This is a genomic window from Paraburkholderia sp. BL18I3N2 (assembly GCF_003001875.1).
GTDB classification, from domain to species: Bacteria; Pseudomonadota; Gammaproteobacteria; order Burkholderiales; family Burkholderiaceae; genus Paraburkholderia; species Paraburkholderia phytofirmans.
On sequence record NZ_PVNC01000017.1, the window covers coordinates 89,213 to 114,280 of the forward strand.

General features: G+C 62.1%; 23 protein-coding genes and 3 tRNA genes. 17 read left to right on the top strand and 9 right to left on the bottom strand.

Annotation, left to right across the window (positions count from 1 at the left end):
• Nucleotides 1-5 precede the first annotated feature (5 nt).
• The 6 genes from pepN to B0G75_RS31125 all read left to right on the top strand — a co-directional run bounded on the left by pepN (nt 6) and on the right by B0G75_RS31125 (nt 8,162).
• Nucleotides 6-2,702, top strand: a complete 2,697-nt coding sequence (gene pepN, locus B0G75_RS31095) for an aminopeptidase N (RefSeq protein ID WP_106313855.1) — start codon at nt 6-8, stop codon at nt 2,700-2,702.
• A gap of 203 nt (nt 2,703-2,905) precedes the next feature.
• Nucleotides 2,906-3,187, top strand: a complete 282-nt coding sequence (locus tag B0G75_RS31100; RefSeq protein ID WP_012434039.1) for a type II toxin-antitoxin system RelE/ParE family toxin — start codon at nt 2,906-2,908, stop codon at nt 3,185-3,187.
• Between the two features lie 16 nt (nt 3,188-3,203).
• The gene (locus B0G75_RS31105; protein WP_106313856.1) at nt 3,204-3,659 is read left to right on the top strand and encodes a HigA family addiction module antitoxin; all 456 of its coding nucleotides are present in this window, start codon (nt 3,204-3,206) and stop codon (nt 3,657-3,659) included.
• 121 nt (nt 3,660-3,780) lie between these two features.
• Nucleotides 3,781-4,797 (top strand): class 1 fructose-bisphosphatase, encoded by a 1,017-nt coding sequence (locus B0G75_RS31110; RefSeq protein ID WP_106283319.1) that lies wholly within the window; start codon nt 3,781-3,783, stop codon nt 4,795-4,797.
• Between the two features lie 55 nt (nt 4,798-4,852).
• Nucleotides 4,853-4,928 (top strand) — tRNA-Thr (locus B0G75_RS31115).
• 546 nt (nt 4,929-5,474) lie between these two features.
• A complete protein-coding gene (locus B0G75_RS31125) occupies nt 5,475-8,162 on the top strand; it encodes an excinuclease ABC subunit UvrA (protein ID WP_106313858.1) in 2,688 nt (895 codons plus the stop codon).
• A gap of 18 nt (nt 8,163-8,180) precedes the next feature.
• Here B0G75_RS31125 and B0G75_RS31130 read toward each other — a convergent pair whose 3' ends face one another.
• Nucleotides 8,181-9,092: a LysR family transcriptional regulator gene (locus B0G75_RS31130; protein WP_219908307.1), complete on the bottom strand. Its 912-nt coding sequence runs from the start codon at nt 9,090-9,092 to the stop codon at nt 8,181-8,183.
• A gap of 128 nt (nt 9,093-9,220) precedes the next feature.
• Between B0G75_RS31130 and B0G75_RS31135 the strand changes: the two genes are divergently transcribed.
• The 4 genes from B0G75_RS31135 to B0G75_RS31140 all read left to right on the top strand — a co-directional run bounded on the left by B0G75_RS31135 (nt 9,221) and on the right by B0G75_RS31140 (nt 11,870).
• A complete protein-coding gene (locus tag B0G75_RS31135) occupies nt 9,221-10,336 on the top strand; it encodes an aldo/keto reductase (RefSeq protein WP_106313860.1) in 1,116 nt (371 codons plus the stop codon).
• A gap of 201 nt (nt 10,337-10,537) precedes the next feature.
• Nucleotides 10,538-10,699, top strand: coding sequence for a hypothetical protein (locus B0G75_RS40855; protein ID WP_181309390.1), 162 nt, complete (start codon nt 10,538-10,540; stop codon nt 10,697-10,699).
• A gap of 153 nt (nt 10,700-10,852) precedes the next feature.
• Nucleotides 10,853-11,002, top strand: coding sequence for a hypothetical protein (locus tag B0G75_RS40860; protein WP_181309391.1), 150 nt, complete (start codon nt 10,853-10,855; stop codon nt 11,000-11,002).
• A gap of 271 nt (nt 11,003-11,273) precedes the next feature.
• Nucleotides 11,274-11,870, top strand: coding sequence for a chorismate mutase (locus B0G75_RS31140; RefSeq protein WP_106313861.1), 597 nt, complete (start codon nt 11,274-11,276; stop codon nt 11,868-11,870).
• 131 nt (nt 11,871-12,001) lie between these two features.
• Here B0G75_RS31140 and B0G75_RS31145 read toward each other — a convergent pair whose 3' ends face one another.
• Both B0G75_RS31145 and B0G75_RS31150 read right to left on the bottom strand, forming a co-directional pair.
• The gene (locus tag B0G75_RS31145; protein WP_106313862.1) at nt 12,002-13,153 is read right to left on the bottom strand and encodes an exonuclease domain-containing protein; all 1,152 of its coding nucleotides are present in this window, start codon (nt 13,151-13,153) and stop codon (nt 12,002-12,004) included.
• Nucleotides 13,154-13,505: 352 nt separating this feature from the next.
• Nucleotides 13,506-13,709, bottom strand: a complete 204-nt coding sequence (locus B0G75_RS31150) for a cold-shock protein (protein WP_064268598.1) — start codon at nt 13,707-13,709, stop codon at nt 13,506-13,508.
• A gap of 411 nt (nt 13,710-14,120) precedes the next feature.
• On the opposite strand from B0G75_RS31150, the gene B0G75_RS31155 reads away from it, so the two are divergent.
• Both B0G75_RS31155 and B0G75_RS31160 read left to right on the top strand, forming a co-directional pair.
• Nucleotides 14,121-14,369: a hypothetical protein gene (locus tag B0G75_RS31155; protein ID WP_106313863.1), complete on the top strand. Its 249-nt coding sequence runs from the start codon at nt 14,121-14,123 to the stop codon at nt 14,367-14,369.
• Between the two features lie 530 nt (nt 14,370-14,899).
• Nucleotides 14,900-16,045, top strand: a complete 1,146-nt coding sequence (locus tag B0G75_RS31160) for a porin (protein WP_106313864.1) — start codon at nt 14,900-14,902, stop codon at nt 16,043-16,045.
• A gap of 115 nt (nt 16,046-16,160) precedes the next feature.
• Here the strand turns inward: B0G75_RS31160 and greB are convergent, their stop codons facing one another.
• Nucleotides 16,161-16,730, bottom strand: coding sequence for a transcription elongation factor GreB (greB, locus tag B0G75_RS31165; protein WP_106313865.1), 570 nt, complete (start codon nt 16,728-16,730; stop codon nt 16,161-16,163).
• Between the two features lie 120 nt (nt 16,731-16,850).
• On the opposite strand from greB, the gene B0G75_RS31170 reads away from it, so the two are divergent.
• Both B0G75_RS31170 and B0G75_RS31175 read left to right on the top strand, forming a co-directional pair.
• Nucleotides 16,851-16,927: transfer RNA gene (locus B0G75_RS31170), tRNA-Arg, on the top strand.
• Between the two features lie 79 nt (nt 16,928-17,006).
• Nucleotides 17,007-17,083: transfer RNA gene (locus B0G75_RS31175), tRNA-Arg, on the top strand.
• Between the two features lie 114 nt (nt 17,084-17,197).
• Here B0G75_RS31175 and B0G75_RS31180 read toward each other — a convergent pair.
• The 5 genes from B0G75_RS31180 to B0G75_RS31200 all read right to left on the bottom strand — a co-directional run bounded on the left by B0G75_RS31180 (nt 17,198) and on the right by B0G75_RS31200 (nt 22,215).
• The gene (locus B0G75_RS31180; RefSeq protein WP_106313866.1) at nt 17,198-17,707 is read right to left on the bottom strand and encodes a phage protein NinX family protein; all 510 of its coding nucleotides are present in this window, start codon (nt 17,705-17,707) and stop codon (nt 17,198-17,200) included.
• Nucleotides 17,708-17,816: 109 nt separating this feature from the next.
• On the bottom strand, nt 17,817-20,180 hold the full coding sequence (locus B0G75_RS31185; protein WP_106313867.1) for a bifunctional (p)ppGpp synthetase/guanosine-3',5'-bis(diphosphate) 3'-pyrophosphohydrolase: 2,364 nt from the start codon (nt 20,178-20,180) through the stop codon (nt 17,817-17,819).
• Nucleotides 20,181-20,328: 148 nt separating this feature from the next.
• Nucleotides 20,329-20,532, bottom strand: coding sequence for a DNA-directed RNA polymerase subunit omega (rpoZ, locus tag B0G75_RS31190; protein WP_006025620.1), 204 nt, complete (start codon nt 20,530-20,532; stop codon nt 20,329-20,331).
• Between the two features lie 60 nt (nt 20,533-20,592).
• On the bottom strand, nt 20,593-21,273 hold the full coding sequence (gene gmk / locus B0G75_RS31195; protein WP_106313868.1) for a guanylate kinase: 681 nt from the start codon (nt 21,271-21,273) through the stop codon (nt 20,593-20,595).
• 18 nt (nt 21,274-21,291) lie between these two features.
• Nucleotides 21,292-22,215, bottom strand: coding sequence for a YicC/YloC family endoribonuclease (locus B0G75_RS31200; protein WP_012434053.1), 924 nt, complete (start codon nt 22,213-22,215; stop codon nt 21,292-21,294).
• 210 nt (nt 22,216-22,425) lie between these two features.
• Here B0G75_RS31200 and rph point away from each other — a divergent pair, with 210 nt between their 5' ends.
• The 3 genes from rph to hemW are packed head-to-tail and all read left to right on the top strand — an operon-like array spanning nt 22,426 to nt 25,032.
• Nucleotides 22,426-23,166 carry a ribonuclease PH gene (rph, locus tag B0G75_RS31205; protein WP_106313869.1) on the top strand — a complete coding sequence of 247 codons (741 nt, stop codon included), beginning with the start codon at nt 22,426-22,428 and terminating at the stop codon, nt 23,164-23,166.
• Complete coding sequence (gene rdgB, locus B0G75_RS31210) at nt 23,159-23,806, top strand: RdgB/HAM1 family non-canonical purine NTP pyrophosphatase (protein WP_106313870.1); 648 nt, start codon at nt 23,159-23,161, stop codon at nt 23,804-23,806. The genes rph and rdgB overlap by 8 nt, the downstream gene beginning before the upstream one ends.
• Nucleotides 23,803-25,032: a radical SAM family heme chaperone HemW gene (gene hemW, locus B0G75_RS31215; RefSeq protein ID WP_106313871.1), complete on the top strand. Its 1,230-nt coding sequence runs from the start codon at nt 23,803-23,805 to the stop codon at nt 25,030-25,032. Before rdgB ends, hemW begins: the two co-directional genes overlap by 4 nt.
• Nucleotides 25,033-25,068: the final 36 nt, after the last annotated feature.

The following is a 25,068-nucleotide window of genomic DNA, read 5'->3' on the forward strand; positions in this document are numbered from 1 at the left end:
ACGCCATGGCCGATACCGCAACGCCCAATGTGATTCGCCGCGCCGACTACGCGCCGCCCGCCTTCCTGATCGACACAGTCGCACTGGAGTTCGATCTGGTCCCCGAACGCACGGTTGTCCGGAACACGATGCGCGTGCGTCGCAATCCGGAGGCGTCGCGTGCCGCGCACCTGGAGCTGATGGGCGAACAACTGGAGTTCGTCGGCGCCGAGATCGACGGCCAGCCGTTCGCCAATGCCCACGCGCACGAACACGGCTTGCGGCTCGACAACGTGCCGGATCAGTTCGAGCTGACGCTCACGAGCATCTGCAATCCGGCTGAAAACACTACGCTGTCGGGCCTTTACGTGTCGGGCGGCAACTTCTTCACGCAGTGCGAGGCCGAGGGCTTTGGCCGCATCACTTACTTCCTCGACCGTCCGGACGTGATGGCGACCTTCACGGTCACGTTGCGTGCCAATAAAGCCGATTATCCGGTGCTGCTGTCCAACGGCAACCTGCTCGAGGAAGGCGATTTGCCCGACGGCCGCCACTTCGCGCGCTGGGAAGATCCGTTCAGAAAGCCGAGCTATCTGTTCGCGCTGGTCGCGGGCAAGCTGGTCGCCCTGGAAGAGCGCGTGAAGAGCGGCTCGGGCAAGGAAAAGCTGCTGCAGGTGTGGGTCGAGCCGCACGACCTCGACAAAACCCGTCATGCAATGGACTCGCTGATCCATTCGATCCGCTGGGACGAGGAGCGCTTCGGGCTAGAACTCGATCTGGACCGCTTCATGATCGTCGCGGTGAGCGACTTCAACATGGGCGCGATGGAGAACAAGGGGCTCAACATCTTCAACACGAAGTACGTGCTGGCGAACCCGGAAACGGCCACCGACACCGACTTCGCGAACATCGAGGCCGTGGTCGGCCACGAGTATTTCCACAACTGGACCGGCAACCGCGTCACGTGCCGCGACTGGTTCCAGTTGAGTCTGAAAGAAGGCCTGACGGTGTTCCGCGATCAGGAGTTCTCCGCCGACATGGCAGGCGGTGCGACGGACGAAGCCGCGCGCGCCACCAAGCGCATCGAAGACGTGCGCGTGCTGCGCCAGATGCAGTTCGCCGAAGACGCAGGCCCGATGGCGCATCCGGTGCGCCCGGAAAGCTATGTCGAGATCAACAACTTCTACACGATGACGGTCTACGAAAAAGGCTCGGAAGTCGTGCGGATGTATCAGACGCTGTTCGGCCGCGACGGCTTCCGCAAGGGCATGGATCTGTACTTCAAGCGTCACGACGGCCAGGCCGTGACCTGCGACGACTTCCGCCACGCGCTCGCCGATGCGAACGGCCGCGATCTCACGCAATTCGAGCGCTGGTACAGCCAGGCCGGCACACCGCGCGTGTCCGTGCGAACGCAATACGATGCCGCGCAGCAACGCTACAGCGTGACACTCACACAAGGCTACGGCGAAGGCGCGCCGGCCGCGCGCGAAACGCAAAAAGGCCCGCTGCTGATTCCGTTCGCGATCGGTTTGATCGGCAAGGACGGCCACGACCTGCCGCTGCAATTGCAAGGCGAAAATACGGCCTCGGCCTTCACCACGCGCGTGCTCGAATTCACGCAGACCGAACAGACTTTTACGTTCGTCAACGTGACGCACGAGCCGCTGCCCTCGCTGCTGCGCAATTTCTCGGCGCCGGTGATCGTCGAATACGACTACTCGGCGGAACAGCTCGCGTTCCTGCTGGCGCATGACAGCGACCCGTTCAACCGCTGGGAAGCTGGGCAACGACTCGCCACGCGCGAGTTGCTCACGCTGGCCGGACGCGCCGCCACCGGCGTGCCGCTGCAACTCGACGACTCCGTGGTGGCCGCGTTCGCCCGCGTGCTGACCGACGAAACGCTCTCGCCATCGTTTCGCGAACTCGCGTTGATGCTGCCTTCGGAAGCGTATCTCGCCGAGCAGATGGCCGAATCGAATCCAGCGGCCGTGCACGCCGCGCGGCAGTTCGTGCGCAAGCGTCTCGCCAACGCGCTCAGGAGCGACTGGCTCAAGGTGTACGAGCAACATCGCACGCCGGGCGCTTACGAAGCCACGCCCGAAGCGTCCGGTCATCGCGCGCTGAAGAATCTCGCGCTGTCGTATCTTGCCGAACTGGACGATCCGGCCGAGGCCGTGCGTCTCGCATCCGCGCAGTACGATGCGGCCAACAACATGACCGACCGCTCGGCGGCGCTCTCCGCGTTGCTCAATGCGTCGGCGGCGAATGGCGGCAGCGCCGAGGCGCAGCAGGCGCTGGACGACTTCTACCAGCGCTTCGAAAAGGAGCCGCTCGTCATCGACAAATGGTTTGCCTTGCAAGCCACGCAGCGTGGCAGCGCGCAGCGTCCGGTGATCGAGATCGTGCGCAAGCTGATGACGCATCCGGCGTTCAACCTGAAGAACCCGAACCGCGCGCGCTCGCTGATTTTCAGCTTCTGCGCGGCGAACCCGTCGCAGTTCCATGCCGAAGACGGCTCAGGCTATGCGTTCTGGGCCGATCAGGTGATCGCGCTCGACGCCATCAATCCGCAAGTGGCCGCGCGCCTCGCCCGCTCGCTGGAACTGTGGCGCCGCTTCACGCCTACGCTGCGCGACGGCATGCGCGCGGCGCTGGAGAAAGTGGCGTCTCAGGTGAAATCGCGCGATGTGCGCGAGATCGTGGAAAAAGCGTTGGCTTGATGCTCGCCTGAGCACAGTTGTCGCATCGAAAAGCCGGCACGCGTTGCCGGCTTTTTTTCGCCCTGGATTTTCTGGAGGCGCGACGCGGCCGCGCGCGGCAATAACGTTAGCCATCCGGACGACTGTTCGACTTGCGCTGAAGGGATGAAAGTAAACGCATTCATTTAACGGTTTACGTTTAACGCATTGTGTTATATCATTCCATGATCACGACATTCGGCGACAAAGCTACGGCGGGAATCTTTCAGGGCAAGTTCGTGTACTCATTGCCGCTTCACATGCAGGCGCTCGCGCGCCGCAAGCTGTTCATGATCGACGCCGCGGAATCCATCCGCGACCTGCATGCGCCGCCCGGTAACCGGCTCGAAGCATTGCAGGGTCAGCGCAGCGGGCAATGGAGTATCCGGATCAATGCGCAATGGCGCATCTGCTTTCATTTCGTCGAAGGGGAGGCGCTGAATGTCGAAATTGTCGACTATCACTGATTATTGGGAGACCGGCATGGTCATCAAACGCTCCGATCTGGGCAGCATCGATTTCTCGGACATCGACACCGGCGACAGCATCCCGGAAGGCCATCCGGGCGAAATTCTGCGCAGCGAGTTCCTCGAACCGCTCGGCATGTCCGTCAACGCGCTCGCGCTTGCGCTGCGCGTACCGGCGCCGCGCATCAACGACGTAGTGCGTGGCAAGCGCGCCATCTCGGCCGACACGGCGCTGCGGCTCGAGCGCTACTTTGGTGCGAGCGCGCAGTTCTGGCTCAATCTGCAAATTGCCTATGACCTGCGCGTCGCCACCGCGGCGGCCGGCGAGCAGATCGAGCGGGAAATCGAACCCATGCCGAAGGCTGAACGCCCGAAAATGCCGAAGGTTTCAGCCGAACACGCCCGCGCCGCCGCGCTCGCGGCGAGCGTGAGCGGCAAGCTCACAACCGGCAAGGCACGCCGCAAAGCCTGAATTTCGCCACGCACCGGCATGTCCGGTGCGATCGCTGTGCAAGGTTCGCGCGCAAAAGCGCGGAAGCGACACAACGAACGGTTAAAATCAGAATATTCCTCAAGCCTTCCCGGAGTACAGCATGGCTTTGCAACGTCGTACCACACTCACGAAGTACCTGATCGAGCAGCAGCGGGAAACCAACAATCTGCCGGCCGATCTGCGCCTTTTGATCGAAGTCGTCGCGCGGGCGTGCAAGGCAATCAGCTACCACGTCAGCAAGGGCGCGCTGGGCGATGCGCTCGGCACAGCGGGCAGCGAGAACGTTCAAGGCGAAGTGCAGAAAAAGCTCGACATCCTGTCGAACGAAATCCTGCTCGAAGCGAACGAATGGGGCGGCAATCTCGCCGGCATGGCGTCCGAGGAAATGGAACAGTTCTTCCCGATCCCCGCGAACTATCCGAAGGGCGAGTATCTGCTCGTGTTCGATCCGCTCGACGGCTCGTCGAACATCGACGTCAATGTGTCGATCGGCACGATCTTCTCCGTGCTGCGCTGCCCGGACGGTCAACAACCCACCGAACAGTCGTTCCTGCAGCCGGGCACGCAGCAGGTCGCCGCGGGCTATGCGGTCTACGGTCCGCAAACCGTGCTGGTGCTGACCACCGGCAACGGCGTGAACTGCTTCACGCTCGACCGTGAACTCGGCTCGTGGGTGCTCACGCAAAGCGATATGCGCATTCCGGTCGAAACGCGTGAATATGCGATCAATGCTTCGAACGAGCGCCACTGGTATCCGCCGGTCGAGCAGTACATCGGCGAATTGAAGGCTGGCAAAGATGGTTCGCGTCAAAGCGACTTCAACATGCGCTGGATCGCGTCGATGGTGGCGGACGTGCACCGTATCCTGAATCGCGGCGGCATCTTTATGTACCCGGCCGACAAGCGCACGCCGGACAAGCCAGGCAAGCTGCGCCTGATGTACGAGGCGAATCCGATGGCCTTTATCGTCGAGCAGGCGGGCGGCGCCGCGACCAACGGCGAGAAGCGCATTCTGGACATCCAGCCGAAAAGCCTGCATGAACGCGTCGCCGTGTTCCTCGGCTCGAAGAACGAGGTGGACCGGGTTACGCGCTACCATCTCGAAACAAAAAAGTGAGCTGAGGGGCTTGCCAAGCTGACAAAGAAGTCCCTATAATCTCGTTTCTCCTGATGCCGGAATAGCTCAGACGGTAGAGCAGCGCATTCGTAATGCGAAGGTCGGGGGTTCGATTCCTCTTTCCGGCACCATCAAGATTCAAGCAAAAAGCCCAGTCCTCGCGACTGGGCTTTTTGTTTTTCCGCACGTGCTTTGGCCGGGTCCGCGCAAAGCCACCGCGCAAGCAAACCGGGCTAACGCTCACCCACGAAAACCAGGCCGATCGAACTGCGCTGTCACGCCGAGGTTGCGTGCCACAACCGAACTTTCCGCGCGGGCCGGCTCCGGCTGATGAACGCCGTAGGCCGCGACCGCCTCTTGCGGCGCCGAAGAAAACCACAAAATCCGGCCGGCACACTCGATTCCGACCTGACGACCTTTCCAGTACACAGCGTTTTCCATGACGAACTCTCTGAGGGGCGAAGACTGCCATCTTCCGCGCCGGCAGTGGCGCGTCCGTTAGCCACCGCACTCTGCGCGCGGATAGTCGCTTCAATGACAGGCGTGATTTCAGGGTTGAAGGGCTGCATGCGGCCCGCTTTCACTGGCATCATCAGCGTTCATCGTCGGGCATGCTCCGTGCAACTTCATTAGCGTCGCCCGATGCGCCGGGCCATGCTTATTCGCTACTCATCGATATGGACGCCATCCGCAACGAACCTCGCTCGACGCCGCCGCCTTCCGACGAACCCGCTTTCACCGGCTTCGTGCGCGTGCGCGGCGCTCGCGAACACAATCTGAAAAACATCGACGTGCAGATTCCGCGAGATGCGCTGGTCGTCTTCACCGGCGTGTCGGGATCGGGCAAATCGTCGCTGGCATTCGGCACGTTGTACGCCGAAGCGCAGCGGCGCTATTTCGAATCGGTCGCGCCTTATGCCCGACGCCTGATCGAGCAGGTCGGCGTGCCCGAAGTGGACGCGATCGAAGGCCTGCCGCCTGCGGTCGCGTTGCAGCAGCAGCGCGGCACGCCGAGCGCGCGCTCGTCGGTTGGCAGCGTGACCACGCTGTCGAGTCTCGTGCGCATGCTCTATTCGCGCACCGGCGACTATCCGCCGAAGCAACCCATGCTGTTCGCCGAGGATTTCTCGCCGAACACGGTGCAAGGCGCCTGCCCGACTTGCCACGGACTCGGCCGCGTGTACGAGGTCACGGAAAAATCCATGGTGCCGGACGACTCGCTGACCATTCGCGAGCGCGCAATCGCCGCATGGCCGCCCGCGTGGCACGGACAAAATCTGCGCGACATTCTGGTGACGCTCGGCTACGACGTCGACAAACCGTGGCGCGATTTGCCGAAAAAAGACCGCGACTGGATTCTCTTCACCGACGAACAGCCGACCGCGCCCGTGTACGCGGCCCTCACGCCGAAAGAAACCCGCGCCGCGCTCAAACGCAAAGACGAACCAAGCTATCAGGGCACCTTCACCGGTGCGCGCCGCTACGTGCTGCACACGTTCGCGAACACGCAAAGCGCGCTGATGAAAAAACGCGTGTCGCAATTCATGATCGGCAGCGTCTGTCCCACCTGTCATGGCAAGCGGCTCAAGAAGGAAGCGCTGTCGGTGAAGTTCGCCGGACTCGATATCGGCGAGTTCGCCCAGTTGCCGCTCGCCAGACTTGCCGAGATGCTCGAACCGATCACGCGCGGCGAATGGCCCGAGCCGGATGTCGCGCATTCGGGCAAAGGCGCCGGCAAAGGCAGCGTGCTCAGCAAGAACGCCATGCGCGATGCCGTCGACAAACGGGTCGCCGCAGGCGGTTCCGCGCACAAAGCCGCGCCCGACGTGCGGCGCACGCCCAACCTGTCCGAGGAAAAACGCGTGGCCGCGCAGCGCATTGCCGCCGAGTTGCTCGAACGCCTGACGACTCTGGTCGATCTGGGTCTGGGCTATCTCGCGTTGGAGCGCAGCACGCCCACGCTGTCATCCGGCGAACTGCAGCGCTTGCGACTCGCCACGCAGTTGTCGTCGCAGTTGTTCGGCGTCGTGTATGTGCTCGACGAGCCATCGGCCGGCCTGCATCCCGCGGATGGCGAAGCGCTCTTCAGCGCGTTGCAGAGCCTGAAGGCCGCAGGCAATTCGCTGTTCATCGTCGAACACGATTTGCAGATGATGCGGCGCGCCGACTGGCTTGTCGACGTCGGTCCCGCAGCCGGCGAAGCCGGTGGCCATGTGGTTTATAGCGGGCCGCCCGCCGGCCTCGCGAAGGTCGAAGCGTCGCACACGCGCCGGCATCTTTTCGCGCCGCCCGCGCCCGTCGCGCGCGCGACACGCGAACCGGCCGGCTGGCTGCGGCTCGCCGGCATCACGCGCAATAATCTGCACGGGCTGGATGCCGCGTTTCCGCTCGGCTGCCTGACCGCCGTCACGGGCGTGTCGGGCTCGGGCAAATCGAGCCTCGTGAGCCAGGCGCTGCCGGAACTGGTCGCCAGCCACCTTGGACGCGTCTTCGAAAACCCGGACGACGACGAACAAGACCCGTTGCTCGCCACCGCGAGCGCGCCGACCGGCGGCCGCATCGCCGAAGGCATGGACGCGCTGCGGCGGCTCGTGCGCGTCGATCAGAAACCGATCGGGCGCACGCCGCGTTCCAACCTCGCCACCTACACGGGCCTCTTCGACCACGTGCGCAAGCTGTTCGCCGACACGCCGCTGGCCCGCAAGCGCCGCTACGGTGCGGGCCGCTTCTCGTTCAACGTGGCGCAAGGCCGTTGCCCGACGTGCGAAGGCGAAGGCTTCGTCAGCGTCGAGCTACTGTTCCTGCCGAGCGTCTATGCGCCCTGCTCGACCTGTCACGGCACGCGCTACAACACGCAGACGCTCGAAGTCACATGGCGCGATAAAAACATCGCCGAGGTGCTCGGCCTGACCGTCGACGCCGCCTGCGATTTCTTCGCCGACGAAGCCAGCGTGATGCGCGCGCTGAAAGTGCTGCGCGACATCGGGCTCGGCTATCTGCGGCTCGGTCAGCCGGCCACCGAATTGTCCGGCGGCGAAGCTCAGCGCATCAAGCTCGCCACTGAACTGCAACGAGCGCAACGCGGCGACACGCTGTATATCCTCGACGAGCCGACCACCGGCTTGCATCCCGCCGATGTCGACCGTCTGATGGTGCAACTGCAGGGACTCGTGGATGCCGGCAATACCGTCGTCGTGGTGGAACACGACATGCGGGTGGCCGCGCAAAGCGACTGGGTCGTCGACGTCGGTCCGGGCGCCGGCGATGCCGGCGGCAAGATCGTGGCGAGCGGCACGCCGGCTGAGATCGTGCGCGTGAAGGAAAGCCGCACCGCCGAGTATCTGCGGCAGCACCTCACAGCGTGAAAGAAGGATGCGTGTGCGCTAGCGAGCGCCGCGCTTCTCTTTCAGGAAGTCGATCAGCGCGCGCAGTTTGAGCGGCATTTGCGCTCGACTCGCCGTGTAGAGATAGAAACCCGGAAAGCTCGGACACCATGCGTCGAGTACGCGCACAAGGCGGCCATCGTCGAGTTGCTCGCGTATGTAGTCCTCGATGACATGCAGCAGGCCCACGCCCTGTACCGCCGCTTGCACCATCGTGCGCAGGTCGTTGGTGACGAGCGCGCCGCGCGTCTCGACTTCGAACACGCGCGCCGGATCGTCGGGCGGCGCGAACTCCCATCGATAAATGCCGCCGCTCGACGCAAAGCGGTAGCGCAGGCAGTCATGCGCGGCGAGATCGGCTGGCGTCGCGGGCGATGGATAGCGTTCGAAGTAGTCCGGCGAGCCCGCCACCGCAATGCGAATCTCGCCGCCCAACGGCACCGCCACCATGTCCTGCGCAACCCGTTCGCCGAGCCTGATGCCGGCGTCGAAACCTTCGCCGACGACATCGGCCAGGCCGTCGTCGAGCGTCAGGTCGAGACGAATCTGCGGATAGCGGCGCGTAAATTCCGCCAGATGCGGTTGCACCAGCAACTCGCTCGCGACCCGCGGCAAATTGATGCGCAAATTACCCGCGGGCTGATCGCGGGTTTCGTCGAGCGCCTCGAAGGCGGCCTCGAGTTCGCCCAGCGCCGGCCGCACGCGCGCGAGAAACTGTGCGCCGGCTTCGGTCAGCGCCACGCGCCGCGTGGTCCGGTTGAACAGACGCACATTCAATTGCGTTTCGAGCGAGCGGATGCTTTGCGACAGCGCCGAAGCCGTCACGCCGGTCTCGGCGGCCGCGTGCGTAAAGCTGCCGTGACGCGCCACGCTCACGAACGCCATCAACGCCGGCAATTGCGCAGGATCCATCGCGGCCCCCATTATTAAGTGAGACTTCACAATCCTTGCAGACAAGCGGCATTTTTCCACGAAAAGAATCGGCGCACGATTGGGCCATCGATTCAATTTTCCCTACGACACCGCTCAAGGAGACTGACATGACGATGAACCGCTATACCCTGCTTGGCCGCTCAGGCTTGCGCGTCAGCCCGATCGCGCTCGGCACGATGACCTTCGGCACGGAATGGGGCTGGGGCGCCGAGGAAAAATCGGCGCAACAGCTGTTCGATCTGTACGTGGACGCCGGCGGCAATTTCATCGACACCGCCGACCTCTATACGGAAGGCACCAGCGAAAAATGGCTAGGCAAGTTCGTCGCGGCGCGCGGCCTGCGCGAGCGGCTGGTGATCGCGACCAAGTACGGCTACAACGCGGAGTCCGGGAACCCGAACGCGGGCGGCAACCATCGCAAGAATTTGCTGCGCGCGCTCGACGGTTCGCTCAAGCGGCTAGGCACCGACTACATCGACCTGTACTACCTGCACACTTGGGACCGCGTCACACCGGTAGACGAAGTAATGCGCGCCATGGACGACGCCGTGCGCGCCGGCAAGATCCGCTATGTCGGATTGTCGGATACGCCCGCCTGGTTCGCCGGGCGCGCGCAGACGCTCGCCGACTGGCGCGGCTTCGAACCGGTCGCCGCCATGCAACTCGAATACTCGATGATCGAACGCAACGCGGAGAATGAATTCGCCGATCTCGCCGCCAATCTCGGCATGGGACTCGTGCCATGGAGTCCGCTCGGCATGGGCGTGCTGTCCGGAAAATACCGGCCTTCGCAGAGCGGCGCGGCAGGTGGTTTTTCCGGCGACGGACGCCTCGCCAGCATGGCCAGCGCGCCGCCGCCGGGATTCGACAAACTGACCGAGCGCAACTTCCGCATCGTGGCGGAACTGGAGTCGGTCGCCCATCTCGCCGGCCGGCCGATGGCGCAAGTCGCGTTGAACTGGCTGCATCAGAAGCGCGGCGTGTCGAGCATCATCGTCGGCGCGACGCGGCCGGAGCAGTTGCAGGAGTCGCTCGGCTCGCTCGACTTCACGCTCGCGCCGGAACTGATCGCGCGGCTCGACGCGGTGTCCGAACCGGCCCGCCCATTCCCCTACTACATGTTTGCGGACGGTCATCAGGCGCGGATTCACGGACAGGTCGAAGTGACTGACAAACCGGCTGCATTTTCCGCGTCAGTGAAAATCCCTGCACCGACAGCGTAAAAATAGCGTCTGACGAAAGCCCAGCGTTCGGTGCCGAACGTTGAGTTTTCTTATTCAGGCAAAAAATCTTAAAAAGTGTTTTTTTAGTCGTCAACGAAATGTGAGAATCGTTCGTTTACAAAAGATTAGAGGGCCGAATGGCCAGTACTGAACCGATGGCAATTAACGAACGTTCGGCCTCTTAATTGGAAAATCCCGTCGATGCGGCAGCGCAAAAAAATTCGCGGCGCTTGGCTGATATCGACCGATATGAATGTCGAGTGCGGGCAAACCGAGGGCTATGTGCTGGCCGGCCTGCAGGACAAGGCCAAGGGAGAAATGGCGCGGAGTATTGGATTGGCTGGAACGGTGACCGCGAAATAAGTCTATTAGCAGTCAACCGATAAATTCTATTCAAACATTCCGTTCCATTGTTGACCTGTGCCGTTAAAGCAACAAACAACATGTGACCCGCATCAGCAGGCTGGTGCAAAACGGGGACCGAGGCAGATAATCGGTTCGTAAAGGAGAAAGATCATGGATGCCAAACCACCGAAAGTTCCGACCCCGGATAAAGTCCTTTGCCCGGATCCGGAACCCGCTGGCGTCGAGTTTCTGGGTGCTGAACTGCCGGAGCATGTTCGCGCTTTTTTCGACGAACAACGCAAGTCGTGCGATTCGAAGTAACTGTGCCGTGGCGCAATGCAGCATTGACATCCGCGCGTCTGGCGCGCGGCGACCGTTTGCATACGTTTAACCGCTCGTTTTCTGCTCGATTCGTGACGCGGGGTCAGCCCGTCTGATTCGGACGACGTTCGGCCGTGCGGCCGGACGTCTGTCTTCGGTCGCTTGTTCGGGTTGTCTTCCGACCGTTGTCGTCAGAAGACAACCGCACGTTGGGCGCATCGTCTATTCTTCTGGTTTTTCTTCCGCGGCCGCTCGGCTGCTGCCATTTTCCATGAATCGTTCTTACCGCTTCGGCGCGTCATGCATGCTCGCGCTGCTGGCTGCACTCGCATTCGCGCCCGCCCCCGCCATCGCGGACGGTGACGACACCGCGCTCACCAATCTGATCGCGCTTGCCTCGCAGCGCCTCGCGCTGGCGGAACCCGTGGCGCGCTGGAAGTGGGCCAATCACCAGGACATCACCGACACCCCGCGCGAAAACGCTCTCCTCGCCGATGTCGAGAAGCGCGCTGCCGCGGCGAACGTCGACCCGGCGTTTGCCCGTGCTTTCTTTCAGGATCAGATCGACGCCAGCAAGGACGTGCAAAACGCGCTGTTCGCCACGTGGCGCGGCAGCCAGCCGCCGCAAGGGCCCGCGCCCGATCTGGCGACCAGTACGAGACCGCAGTTGGACCGGCTGACGCAATCGCTCGTGGCCGGCCTTGCGCGCGTTCAGCCGTTGCGCGCGACACCGGATTGTCCGTCGCGCGTCGCGCAATCGCTGGCTAACTGGAAGTCGCTAACGCGCTACGACTCGGCTCATTCGAACGCGTTGACGCGCGCCCTTGGACACGTGTGTGAAACGGGCGGCGTGGGCGCGACGGGTTAGTTCGGGTGGGATGAAGCGCGCAGTTTGAGGCTGGCTAATAGCCGCGGAAGCGGCACGCACGCTTGAACCCGCTTGAACAGCGGGCTATCGGTCGAAAACGAAGTCGCTAAAAACCGAACTGGCGAACGCCTTCAGGCAAGACTCGCCACCGCCGCTCCACTCGGCACGCTCAACGGCATCACACGCAAACCGCGGGCGAGATGGCTCTGCAAGATGCGATAGGTCGACAACTCGAACGGTCCCGCCGCGCTCGATGCATGCAACTCCGCCGCCAGCGCGAGCGATGCCGCGTGGCCCACGTAACACCAACGGTCGACGACATGAAACGCGCGCGCCTGTGACGCCTCCTCGCGCTCCTCGAATACGATCGGCCCGTCGAACGGCCAGGGCGCGTCAGCAGGATCGCTCTTTGCGACACGCGGCACCCGGTTATGGCCGGGGCGCAGCGTCGCGATCCACTGCGCCTCCGCGAGCATGGCGCCCAATTCCCCGCCGGTCGCGCGCCATTCGACACGCCGCACCTGCTGCGCAAGCCGGATATCTTTGGATGAGCGCCGCTCGCCCGTCAAATGTGAGCGAAGCCGCTGGCGCACGCGCACGCTTCGCCCGACATACAGCGGCAGATCCTCTTCCCCATAGAACGCGTAGACGCCGCAACCAGCCGGCGCGGTATCGAGCAGATCTTCGGTGATGTCGCCCGCAAGCCGGTAGCGCCGGGTGGTGCGCTCGATCTGCGTACGCAATACGTCGAGCGGCACGAGGCCGTGCAGACGCTGCCAGAACTGCCAGATGAGATCGGCATCGGCGAGCGCGCGGTGGCGATCGGACGGCACGAGCCCGTGACGCTCGACCAGAGCGTCGAGACCGTGACGCTTTTCCGCCGGGAACAGCGCGCGCGACAGGCGCACGGTGCACAGCACGTCCGGATCGAACGCCAGTCCCACCCGACGAAACTCGCCGCGCAGAAACCCGCGATCGAAGCTGGCGTTATGCGCGACGAACAGTTTGCCGTTCAGACGCTCGAAGAGCTCCGGCGCGATCGCGTCGAAGGTCGGCGCGCCCCGCACCATCGCATTCGTGATGCCGGTGAGCTGCTGGATGAATGAGGGAATCGGCTGCTGAGGGTCGACCAGACTGCTCCAGCGCGACACGCCGGCAGGTCCGATTTCGACCACACCCACCTCGGTGATGCGATGTTCGGCGGTCGAGCCGCCCGTGGTTTCAAGGTCGACGAAGACGATCGGCCCATCCAGGGCCGGTTCCGGCAAAAACTGTTCAGACATGGAAAAGGAGACTTTGGACGCGTGGCTTTGCGGCAAGTATGCACCAGTTGGCGGCCGAGTACCCGGATGGCATCGTATTACGTCAAGTGACTTGGGGCGCGATGGTCCCGTTTCCGTGCAAGCGACAGACTTCTCGCAAAACCCGAATCATTTACGTTTTCACGACGGACACAGACGAATGATGGCGAAGCTATTTGGGAGATTTTGGCAGCCCGTTCAAACCAGTCCGAACCGGATAGTTAAAACCATTTGCTTCGGCCAAGTGACGATCAGGTATAAAAAAGCCCACGCGTTTAGCGCAGGCTTTTGTGTGCTCTGCCGCCCGACCATCGGCCGAGCCGCGTTGACTGGCTTACAGCGGCTGGATGTTCGCCGCCTGCTTGCCCTTCGGGCCGGCCTTGACGTCGAACGAAACGCGCTGATTTTCCTTTAGCGATTTAAAGCCTTCCGCGCGAATCTCCGAGAAGTGCGCGAACAGATCTTCGCCACCAGAATCCGACGTGATGAACCCAAAGCCCTTAGCATCGTTGAACCATTTGACGATACCGGTTTCCATTTCCAGTTTCCTTCGATGATTATTGAATATCGGGCATTGCCCTGAAACCGAATATCAGACTCGCGCCACGCAATCCAATCCGGCGGGCTGAAATTCAGCATTGCCGTTATACGGGGAACGAAGAATTGCCGTCAAGCGAATTTTCGGTATGCGTTTATCACGCTGTACGATAAGCCCATGCGTATCTGACTGAAAATCCAGAGCGCATATTGGTATGCGCATCTGAATAATCGGATCAAGTCAATATTACTCATTGAGCGCGGGGATACGTTATAGCGGGAAAATTTTCAGTCTATTGCCGGAAAATGTAACGAAGATGTTTCCGTAAGTGTTTGTCCGACTTGCTGCACGACATGCACAGCAGGATGATTAAATTCAGAAGTGGTAGCAACGCGCATCAGGGAGATTGCCATGCTGTTCAATCAAATCCGCAGCCTCTTTGCGTGGCTGATCCACTCGCACGCAAAGACAGCTTCCGAACCATCCGCACCAGTTGCGGACACGCCGTCGATTTTCGAAATCGATCCCATGTGGCACGGCGATCATTGGCAAAACCTGCTGTCGTCCCCGATGGACGCGCGTCACTACGTCATGGAAGACTGGAGCGTCTCGGTAACCGACGACTGGAACGAAGTGGACGGCGCGGCACCCGCCCACTGAGCGCGTCGTCAATCGGCGCAGCGCAGGCGAAAAAAAAGCGCGACTGGAAAAGTCGCGCCGACAAAGGTTTGGAGATCTTTTTCGTCAACGAAAAAGTCTGCTTCGGAAAGCAGAAACTTCAGTATAGCGGTTCAACTCCATTTCGATTATTCACATAAATAACAATCATCTGTTGCGGCAATAACAACAATCTCATTTTACGTTTTATTACGTTGTTTTTTTGCATCGATTCGTGTCGCGAATCAGCAACGCCACGCCATCCGCGCCTCGCTTACATCTCCTGAAAATCGCTGGAAGCCTTTATTGATAAGGCTTCAACGGCGTTCATATATCGTTTCTTAACGCGTAATACTTTATTGCGGAAATCGGAACGTCCATTGCGCGAAGCGTCTCTCTACACTCTGCCTAACCGGAAACCAGCGCGATTTTGTTCAGCGCGCATCTCACTCGGATTACGCCTCTCGCAGCGCCCGCGTGAAGGTCTCCTTAAGCCTGGGTTCAATGCCCACTCTCGCTCTCGGAGTTACAAGATGAAAAAGACACTCATGGTCGCAGCCCTCACGGGCGTTTGCGCAACCGCTGCGCATGCACAAAGCAGCGTCACGCTGTACGGTTTGATCGACGCCGGCATTACTTATACGAACAACCAGCATGGCCATAGCAACTGGCAGGAAACCAGCGGTTCGGTGAACGGCAGCCGCTGGGGCCTGCGTGGATCGGAAGATCTGGGCGGCGGTCTGAAGGCCATCTTCACGTTGGAAAACGGCTTCGGCATCAATGACGGCACGCTCAAGCAAGGCGGCCGCGAATTCGGCCGTCAAGCGTTCGTGGGTTTGACGAGCGACCAGTTCGGCGCCGTCACCCTCGGCCGTCAATACGACAGCATGGTCGACTATGTCGGCCCGCTGGCGCTGACCGGCACCCAGTATGGCGGCACGCAGTTCGCGCACCCGTTCGACAACGACAACCTGAACAACTCGTTCCGCGTCAACAACTCGGTCAAGTACCAGAGCGCCAACTACGGCGGCTTCAAGTTCGGCGCGTTGTATGGTTTCTCGAACCAGGCCGACGGTTTCGCCAACAATCGCGCCTATAGCGCGGGTGCGTCGTACAGCTGGGGCGGCCTGAACGTCGCTGCCGCTTACCTGCAATTGAACAGCAACGGTGCGACCGGCGCGGCTGCGGCGTTCAATTCGGGTGGCGCGGTGTCGAGCGACAACACGTTCTTCGCCGGCCGCCAGCAAACGTGGGGCGCGGGTGCTAACTACGCGTTCGGCCCGGCAACGGTCGGCCTCGTGTACTCGCAAACCAACCTGTCGAGCCTCGCCGGTATCGGCGCTGGCGCTTCGGGTCAAAGCGGAGGCATCGCCTTCGGTAACAACAGCGCTCACTTCCAGAACTTCGAAGCGAACGCTCGCTATGCGCTGACGCCGGCGGTCAGCATTGCCGGTTCGTACACGTACACCCGCGCGAGCCTGGCCGGCACACGTCCGCATTGGAATCAGTTCAATCTGCAAACCGCGTATGCGCTGTCCAAGCGTACCGACGTATATCTGCAAGGCGAATATCAGCAAGTCAACGAAAACGCTGTCGTGGATGCCGACATCAACGGTCTGGCCGCTTCGGGCAACAACAAGCAAGTCGCTGTGACCGCAGGTCTGCGTCACCGCTTCTAAAGCTGCGGGTAACACCCGTGGGCTCGAAGGCGCCGTTCGCGGCGCCTTTTTTTATGCCTCGTCAGCGGCCGGGTTGAACGGCAGGAAGCTGACGGAGCATCCGTCACCGGGTGATTCAACCGCCCGTATCTGGCGGCGGATATTTGACGTCGAGTATGTCGATTGGCTGCGGGCCGGCGGGCGTGTACAACGTGACCGTATCGCCGACTTTCGCCTTGAGCAGCGCGCGCGCAATCGGCGAGATCCAGCTGACGTGGCCCATATCGAGATCGACCTCATCAATGCCGACAATCGTCACGATATGCGCCTCGCCGTCCTCCGTCGCATACTCGACGGTTGCACCGAAGAAAACCTGGTCGACATTCTCCTGCTTGCTGCTGTCAACCACTTCAGCGAGGTCCAGGCGTTTGGTCAGAAAACGGATGCGCCGGTCGATTTCGCGCAACCGGCGCTTGCCATAGATGTAATCGCCATTCTCGGAGCGATCGCCGTTCGAGGCCGCCCACGACACCAGTTTGACCACTTCCGGCCGATCCACGTCGATCAGATGCAGCAGTTCATCGCGCATGCGCCGGTAGCCGGCGGGCGTGATGTAGTTTTTCGTGCCAGCGGGAACGTCCGGCTGGGCGACGTCGAGATCGTCATCATTCTCTTCGCTCGACTCTTTGACAAAGGCCTTGTTCATGATGATCCGGTAACTGCAGCAAGCGACTGCCTATCAAGGGTACACGATCACGACTATGAGACAAATCGCAGTTACATGCTTCCCTTTTTCGAAACCTTTGCTATAATCTCGTTTCTGCGTGCGGCTGTAGCTCAGTTGGATAGAGTACTTGGCTACGAACCAAGGGGTCGTGGGTTCGAATCCTGCCAGCCGCACCACTTATTCGAGGGCCTTCCTCCGGGAAGGCCCTTACGTTTTACCCCAGTTTCAGTGCAGTAAGCATCACCCGTTTAGCGTGCGGCTGTAGCTCAGTTGGATAGAGTACTTGGCTACGAACCAAGGGGTCGTGGGTTCGAATCCTGCCAGCCGCACCACCTATAAAGGGCCTTCCGATCGGAAGGCCCTTTGTTTTTTTGTCCGTCTGTTTGCGTCTCACCGTGTGATGCAGCACGCTGCCATCACGGCCGGTGCTCGCAAGACACGAACCGCTATCGCGGCGCCGACTGAATATCTCCGATCTGCCCATCCGGGTTCGGCACATCGCCGAAAGACGCTGCTGTTGCCGCCTGCTCGCCGCTGATTTCCCGCTCACCGATGGGTTGCGCCCGATCGCCGGTCAGCGCCTGCGCCTCATGCAGCACATCCTCCACGGTTTCGCCGTAACGGCTCTCGACGAATGCTCTCAGCAGGGCGATCCGCAACGAGTCGCCCTGCCCCTCCACGGTTCGGTGTCCGCCTTCGAATTCCGCGATGCAGTGAGCCGCACCCTGGTAGCTCCGCTCACGCACCTCGAGTCGCTGCGCGCGCTCCAGCACCGCCGCCGCAGCTTCCCACGAGGTGGAAGGCGTAAAACGGCCATCCCACAGACGTCCGCGGTCGTTGCCGCGAACCGCAACGGTTTCGCCGCTATCGGTAAAGTAGATTTCGCGCACGAAGTCGTGCAGGCTGCGGGCAACCCAGTAATCGAGTGCCATGCCGTTGAGGTCGGATACGTTCACGAGCGTTCTCCCTGAGATTCAGGTGAGACTCGCCCGTAGCCGCCGCGTTCAGATTTGAATGATGAAGATGAAAAACGCCCCGCGACCACCCCAAGGCGTCCTGAGACGATCAGTAATCCGCTCGCTCACGGTCGATGCGCATGCCGCCGTCGTGACGGTGATGGCCTTCCTCGCTCGGCCGCTCACGCGCGATGCGCATGACATCCGGGTTAGTGCGCACCCGACGCATGACATTGGCCAGATGCACGCGGTCGCTGACCTGGATCACGAAGCGCAACACCGTGGATTCCTGCGACAGGTCTTCGTCCATTGCAATGTGGACGATGTTGGCATCCGCCGAGGTGATATCCGCCGCCACGCGGGCAAACACGCCCTTGGTGTTCTTGACCAGCACCTTCACGGCGACGTCGAACAGACGCCCCGGCTGCGGCGCCCACGCGACGTCGATCCAGCGGCCCGGATCGCGACGGTGGATTCGTTGCGCGACGCGGCAATCCGTGGTGTGGATCGCCATACCGAGGCCGATACCGATATAGCCCATGATGTCGTCGCCCGGAATCGGACGGCAGCACGCGGACAGCTGCACCGACATGCCCTCGGTCCCGGTGATAACCACCGGCGGCGCATGCGGCAGATCGGAGTGGGAGTGGGAGCGGGAGCCGTCGTCGTCGGCGTCGCGGCCGCTCATCAGCACTTCGATGCGTTTGGCCATGACCGCCGCGACACGCCGTCCCAAACCGATGTCCGCGAAAATTTCCTGACGGTTCTTGTTGCCCGTCCACTGAACGAGCTTTTCCCAGGCTTCCGGCGTCACGTCGGACAGCGCGAACCCGTAGCCCTTCAACGCCTGGTCGACGAGACGCTCGCCGAGCTGCACGGACTCGTTCAAACGCATCGTCTTCAGGTAATGACGGATCGCCGAGCGCGCCTTGCCCGTGCGGACGAAACCCAGCCACGCCGGATTCGGCTTCGAATAAGGCGCCGTGATGACTTCGACAATATCGCCGCTCTTCAACTCGGTGCGCAGCGGCAGCAGTTCATTGTTGATCTTCACCGCGACGCACTGGTTGCCCAGGTCGCTGTGGATCGAATACGCGAAGTCGAGCGCCGTGGCGCCGCGCGGCAGCGCCATGATCTTCGACTTCGGCGTAAACACGTAAACCGCGTCGGGGAACAGATCGATCTTGACGTGTTCGAGGAATTCGCTCGAATCGCCCGCTTCGCTCTGAATGTCGAGCAGCGATTTCAGCCACTGGTGGGCGCGCTTCTGCACGTCGTTCAGGTCCGCGCCGCCGTTCTTGTACAGCCAATGCGCGGCCACGCCCGCCTCAGCGATCTCGTGCATCTTGCGCGTGCGCACCTGGAACTCGATCGGCGCGCCGAACGGGCCGACCAGCGTGGTGTGCAGCGATTGATAGCCGTTCACCTTCGGGATCGCGATGTAATCCTTGAACTTGCCCGGCACGGGTTTGTACAGCGCATGCAGCGCGCCGATGCAGGTGTAGCACTCCAGCGCGCTCTCGACCACGACACGGAAGCCGTACACGTCGAGCACTTGCGAGAACGACAGCTGCTTGTCGCGCATCTTCTTGTAAATACTGAAGATGGTTTTCTCGCGGCCGGTGACTTCGGCGTCGAGCTTCGCGTCGGCAATGGCGCGCTGCACCGATTCGAGAATCTTGCCGACCACTTCGCGCCGGTTGCCGCGCGCCGCCTTGACGGCTTTTTCGAGCGTGGCGTACCGGTGCGGATTGAAGTTCGCGAAGCTCAGGTCCTGCAGTTCGCGATACGTATTGTTCAGGCCGAGCCGGTGAGCAATCGGCGCATAGATATCCAGCGTTTCGCGCGCCACGCGGCGGCGCTTTTCCGGCGGCACCGCGCCCAGCGTGCGCATGTTGTGCAGCCGGTCGGCGAGCTTGACCAGAATCACGCGGACGTCGCGCGCCATCGCGAGCAGCATCTTGCGGAAGTTTTCCGCCTGCGCTTCTTCGCGATTACGAAACTCCATCTTGTCCAACTTCGACAAACCGTCGACCAGCTCGGCGACCTTCGCGCCGAAACGCTCGGCGAGTTCGGCCTTGGTCACGCCCTGGTCTTCCATCACGTCATGCAGTAACGCCGCCATCAGCGCCTGGGCGTCGAGATTCCAGCCGGCGCAGATTTCAGCGACTGCAACCGGATGCGTGATGTACGGCTCGCCGCTCTGGCGATACTGGCCGAGGTGGGCTTCGTCGCTGAAATGGAAGGCCGACTTGATGTCCTTGATCTCTTCCGGCTGCAGATAGCTGGACAAGGCGGACGTCAGTTTGGCGATGGAGACGACGTCATGCCGGCGCGGTTGCTCCGGCGTGGCGGTCGGCCCGAACAGGTGGCGAAACGACTGTTCGAGGACCGCGTCGATGTATTTCCGTGCAGACGAGGGCGAGTCGGCGTCGTGTTCCACTTCCGTGGCGGTGGGCGGGGTAGCACTCATGGTCGCCTCCGTAGCGGTTAGGGTTGGACGCCGGTCTGCACGTTGATGCAATTACTTGTGGTGAAGCGGTGAAGCAGAAAGCGTGAAGCAAAAAGCGGTGAAGCAAACGCATGTGGCAAAAGCGCAATCGAAAACGGAACAGTGCGCCTTAAACCGGCACCTTCTTCAGCATTTCGACGCCGACCTGGCCGGCTGCGATTTCGCGCAGTGCGACGACGGTGGGCTTGTCGCGGCTTTCGATCTTCGGCGTGTGGCCTTGAGCGAGCTGACGCGCGCGATAGGTTGCGGCAAGCGCGAGTTCGAAACGGTTCGGGATCTGTTTGAGGCAGTCTTCGACGGTAATGCGGGCCATGTTGGGTTCCTTCTCAGTATGTACGTTATTCTACCTTATGTGCTCGGCTGACCGCCGCGCTCACGCGTGTGGCAAGTGAATGCCGAGCTGCACGAAAAGCTGCGTGTGGCGTGCGTATTGCGAGGCGAAGCGCGAACGCGTCGCGGCCACCAGACATTGCAGTTCGCTGAGCGCGCGCTCGAACTTCTCGTTGATCACCACGTACTCCGCTTCCGCCGCGTGCGCCATCTCGCTGCCTGCTGCCAGCAGACGGCGCGTGATCACGTTCGGCTCGTCCTGGCCGCGCTTTCTCAGCCGCTCTTCCAGAGCTTCCAGCGACGGCGGCAAGATGAAGATTTCGACCGCGTTGTGAAACTGCTTTTTCACCTGCTGCGCGCCTTGCCAGTCGATTTCGAGCAGCACGTCATGGCCGTTCTTCATCTGGTCCTCGATCCACACGCGCGAGGTGCCGTAGTAGTTGCCATGCACTTCCGCGCTTTCCAGAAACTCGCCGGCATCGTGACGCTTCATGAAATCGTCGACGGTGGTGAAGTGATAGTGCTCGCCGTCCTGCTCCTTCGGACGCGGCGGGCGCGTCGTGTACGAGATCGACAGACGGATCGCGTCGTCGCCGGCGAGCAGCGCGTTCACGAGCGTCGACTTGCCCGCGCCCGACGGCGCGACGACCATGAACAGGTTGCCGGGGTAAGCACCGGCGTACGGGTTGCGCGGCGTTTCGCGTGTGTGGTGATGGTCGGTCATGTCGGTGGTGCTCCAGCCTTATTCCAGATTCTGTACTTGCTCGCGCATCTGTTCGATGAGCAGCTTCAGGGTCATGGACGAATCCGCCAGTTCCTTCGCGGCCGCCTTGGAACCGAGCGTGTTCGCTTCGCGGTTGAGTTCCTGCATCATGAAGTCGAGGCGCTTGCCGACCTTGCCGCCCTTCTGGATCACGTGACGGGTTTCGTTCAGGTGAGCCGTGAGGCGCGACAATTCTTCGGCGATGTCGATACGGATGCCGTACATCGTCACTTCCTGGCGAATCCGCTCGTTGATTTCCTCGCGCGAGACGATCGTCGCGGCGGTATCCGGCGCGGCGATGCCGAGCGCTTCCTGCAAGCGCTCGACAATTTTCTGCTGATGCTTGGCGATCAACTCCGGCACGAGCGGCGTAATCTTCGTGACGATCGCTTCCATTTCGGTGACGTTCGCGAGCAGCATGGTCGCCAGTTGCGCGCCTTCGCGGGCGCGCACGTCGATCAGGTCGGTGATGGCCTGCTTGCCGCATGCAAGCACGGCGTCGCGCAGCACTTCGGGCGCCACGCCGCTTTCGGCCAGAATGCCCGGCCAGCGCAGAATCTCGCCGGTGCGCAGCCGCTCCGCTTCCGGAAACGTCGAGAGCACCGTGCGCTCGAGCACCGCGAGTTGCGTGAGCGCATCATGATTGATCGATCCCGCGTTGGCCGACTGTTCGCTGCGTTGCAGGTTGATACGGATATCGACCTTGCCGCGCGACAACTTGTTCATCAGCATCTCGCGCAGCGTGGGTTCGCACACGCGCACGTCTTCCGGCATGCGGAAGTTCAGATCGAGAAAGCGCGAGTTCACGGTGCGCAGTTCGACCGATACGCTCACGCCGCCTGTGCCCGAGGCCGCGACGAGTTCGCGCGTGGCGCTCGCATAGCCAGTCATGCTGTAGATCATCGTATTTCCCGCGATTGTGGCCATGCGTTCGACGATGGCCGGAGAGTCGAATCGCCCGGCGTGTACGAGACGCGGGGCGGGGAAACGGCATTATCCCATTTTTGACGATAGGTCCCCGTGGAGAGCCCCGGCACATGCGGGCAGCCGCCCCGCCCGATCGGCTGTAAAATCGCGCTTTCCCTCCTGCTTTTCTTCCTGACCGATCCCAACATGACCAACGACACCCAACGCCCCAGCGGCCGCCAGGCCAATCAGCTGCGCGACGTGCGCATCACGCGCCACTACACGAAGCACGCGGAAGGCTCGGTGCTGGTCGAATTCGGCGATACGAAAGTGATCTGCACGGCGAGCATTGCCGAGAGCGTGCCGTCGTTTCTGCGCGACCGCGGCCAGGGCTGGCTGACCGCCGAATACGGCATGTTGCCGCGTGCGACGCATACGCGCAGCGACCGCGAAGCGGCGCGCGGCAAACAGACCGGCCGCACCCAGGAAATCCAGCGGCTGATCGGCCGCGCGCTGCGCTCGGTGTTCGATCTGGAGAAGCTCGGCGCGCGCACGCTGCATATCGATTGCGACGTGATCCAGGCCGACGGCGGCACGCGCACGGCCAGCATCACCGGCGCGTTCGTGGCAGCGCACGACGCGGTGGCCAGGTTGCTGGCCACGGGCCGCATCGAAAGCTCGCCGATCACGGATTACGTCGCGGCGATTTCGGTGGGCGTGTACGACGGCCTGCCGGTGCTCGACCTCGACTACGACGAAGACTCGCAATGCGACACCGACATGAACGTCGTGATGACGGGCGCGGGCGGCTTCGTCGAAATTCAGGGCACCGCTGAAGGCGTGGCATTTTCCCGCGACGAAATGAACGCGCTGCTGGATCTGGCGAGCGACGGCATCAATACGCTGATAGCGAAGCAGAAGGCGGCGTTGGAGCAAAAGAGTGAGTGAGGTTTTTCAACGCAATGGCGCAGCCGGTTCAGGTGCGCCGTTGAGAAAAGTCGTGCTGGCGTCGAACAACGCGGGCAAGCTGCGCGAGTTCGCGGCGTTGCTCGGCGCGGCGGGCATCGAACTGATTCCGCAAGGCGAATTGAACGTGCCGGAAGCCGAAGAGCCGCACCCGACCTTCGTCGAAAACGCGCTGACCAAGGCGCGCCACGCGTCGAAGTTGACCGGCCTGCCCGCGCTCGCCGACGACTCCGGCCTTTGCGTGCGCGCGTTGCGCGGCGCACCGGGCGTCTATTCGGCGCGCTACGCGCAGCTTGCCGGCGGCGAGAAGAGCGACGCGGCGAATAACGCACGCCTCGTCTCGGCGTTGCAAGGCGAAACCGATCGGCGCGCGTATTACTTCTGCGTGCTGGCCCTGGTGCGTCACGCGGACGATCCCGAGCCGCTCATCGCCGAAGGCCGCTGGCATGGCGAAATGCTGGGCGCGCCGCGCGGCGCGAATGGATTCGGCTACGACCCGTACTTCTTCCTGCCGTCGCTGAACGCGAGCGCTGCCGAACTTGAACCGGCGGTGAAGAACGCCAGCAGCCATCGCGCGATTGCGTTGCGGCAACTGCTCGCGCGTCTGACGGAGGAAGCGTGATTCCGATCAAACCGGCGCCCGCCGATATCGGCAACGGCGTCATCAAGGCCTTCACGTCGCCGGGCAGTATCCGGTTGACGTCGCTACCACCGCTGGCGTTGTATGTGCATTTCCCCTGGTGTGTGCGCAAGTGTCCGTATTGCGATTTCAACTCGCACGAATGGAAAGGCGACACGTTCCCGGAGAACGAGTATCTCGACGCCTTGCGCGCCGATCTCGAGATGGCGCTGCCGCTGGTCTGGGGGCGGCAGGTGCATACAGTGTTCATCGGCGGCGGCACGCCCAGTCTGCTTTCGGCGGCAGGGCTCGACCGCATGCTGTCGGATGTGCGCGCGCTGTTGCCGCTCGACGCCGACGCGGAAATCACATTGGAAGCCAACCCCGGCACCTTCGAGGCCGCCAAATTCGCGCAGTTTCGCGCGAGCGGGGTGAATCGGCTCTCGGTCGGCATTCAGAGTTTCAACGAAGCGCATCTGGAGGCGCTCGGCCGTATCCACGACTCGGCGCAGGCGCGCCATGCCGTCGAAGTCGCCGCGACCACCTTCGACAACTTCAATCTCGACCTGATGTTCGCGCTGCCGGGGCAGACGCTCGCCGAATGCCAAGCCGATGTTGAGACGGCGTTGTCGTTCGCGCCGCCGCATTTGTCGCTGTACCACCTGACGCTCGAACCGAACACGTTGTTCGCGAAGTTCCCCCCCGCCCTGCCCGACGACGATGCATCCGCCGACATGCAGGACTGGATTCACGAGCGCACCTCCGCTGCGGGCTACGAGCGTTATGAGGTGTCGGCGTATGCGCAGCCGCATCGGCAGAGCAAGCACAATCTGAACTACTGGCGTTTCGGCGACTATCTCGGCATCGGTGCGGGCGCGCATACGAAGCTGTCGTTTCCGAATCGCGTGCTGCGCCAGGCGCGCTACAAGCATCCCACCACCTTCATCGAGCAGGCGTTGGCCGGCACGGCGGTGCAGGAAGAGCACGAAGTCGGGACGCGCGATCTGCCGTTCGAGTTCATGCTGAACGCGCTGCGGCTGGTGGAAGGGTTTCCGGTGCATCGGTTCATCGAGCGCACGGGCATGTCGATGACATCGATCGAGCCGGCCTTGCAGGAAGCCGAACGGCGCAAGCTGATCACGCGCGACCACGAAAAGATCGCGCCCACGCCGCTCGGCCAGGCGTTCCTGAATGATTTGCAGGAGCTGTTTCTGAAAGATCCGCAGTGATTGTGAATCGACCGGGCGCCGCAGCGAGGTTTTTTC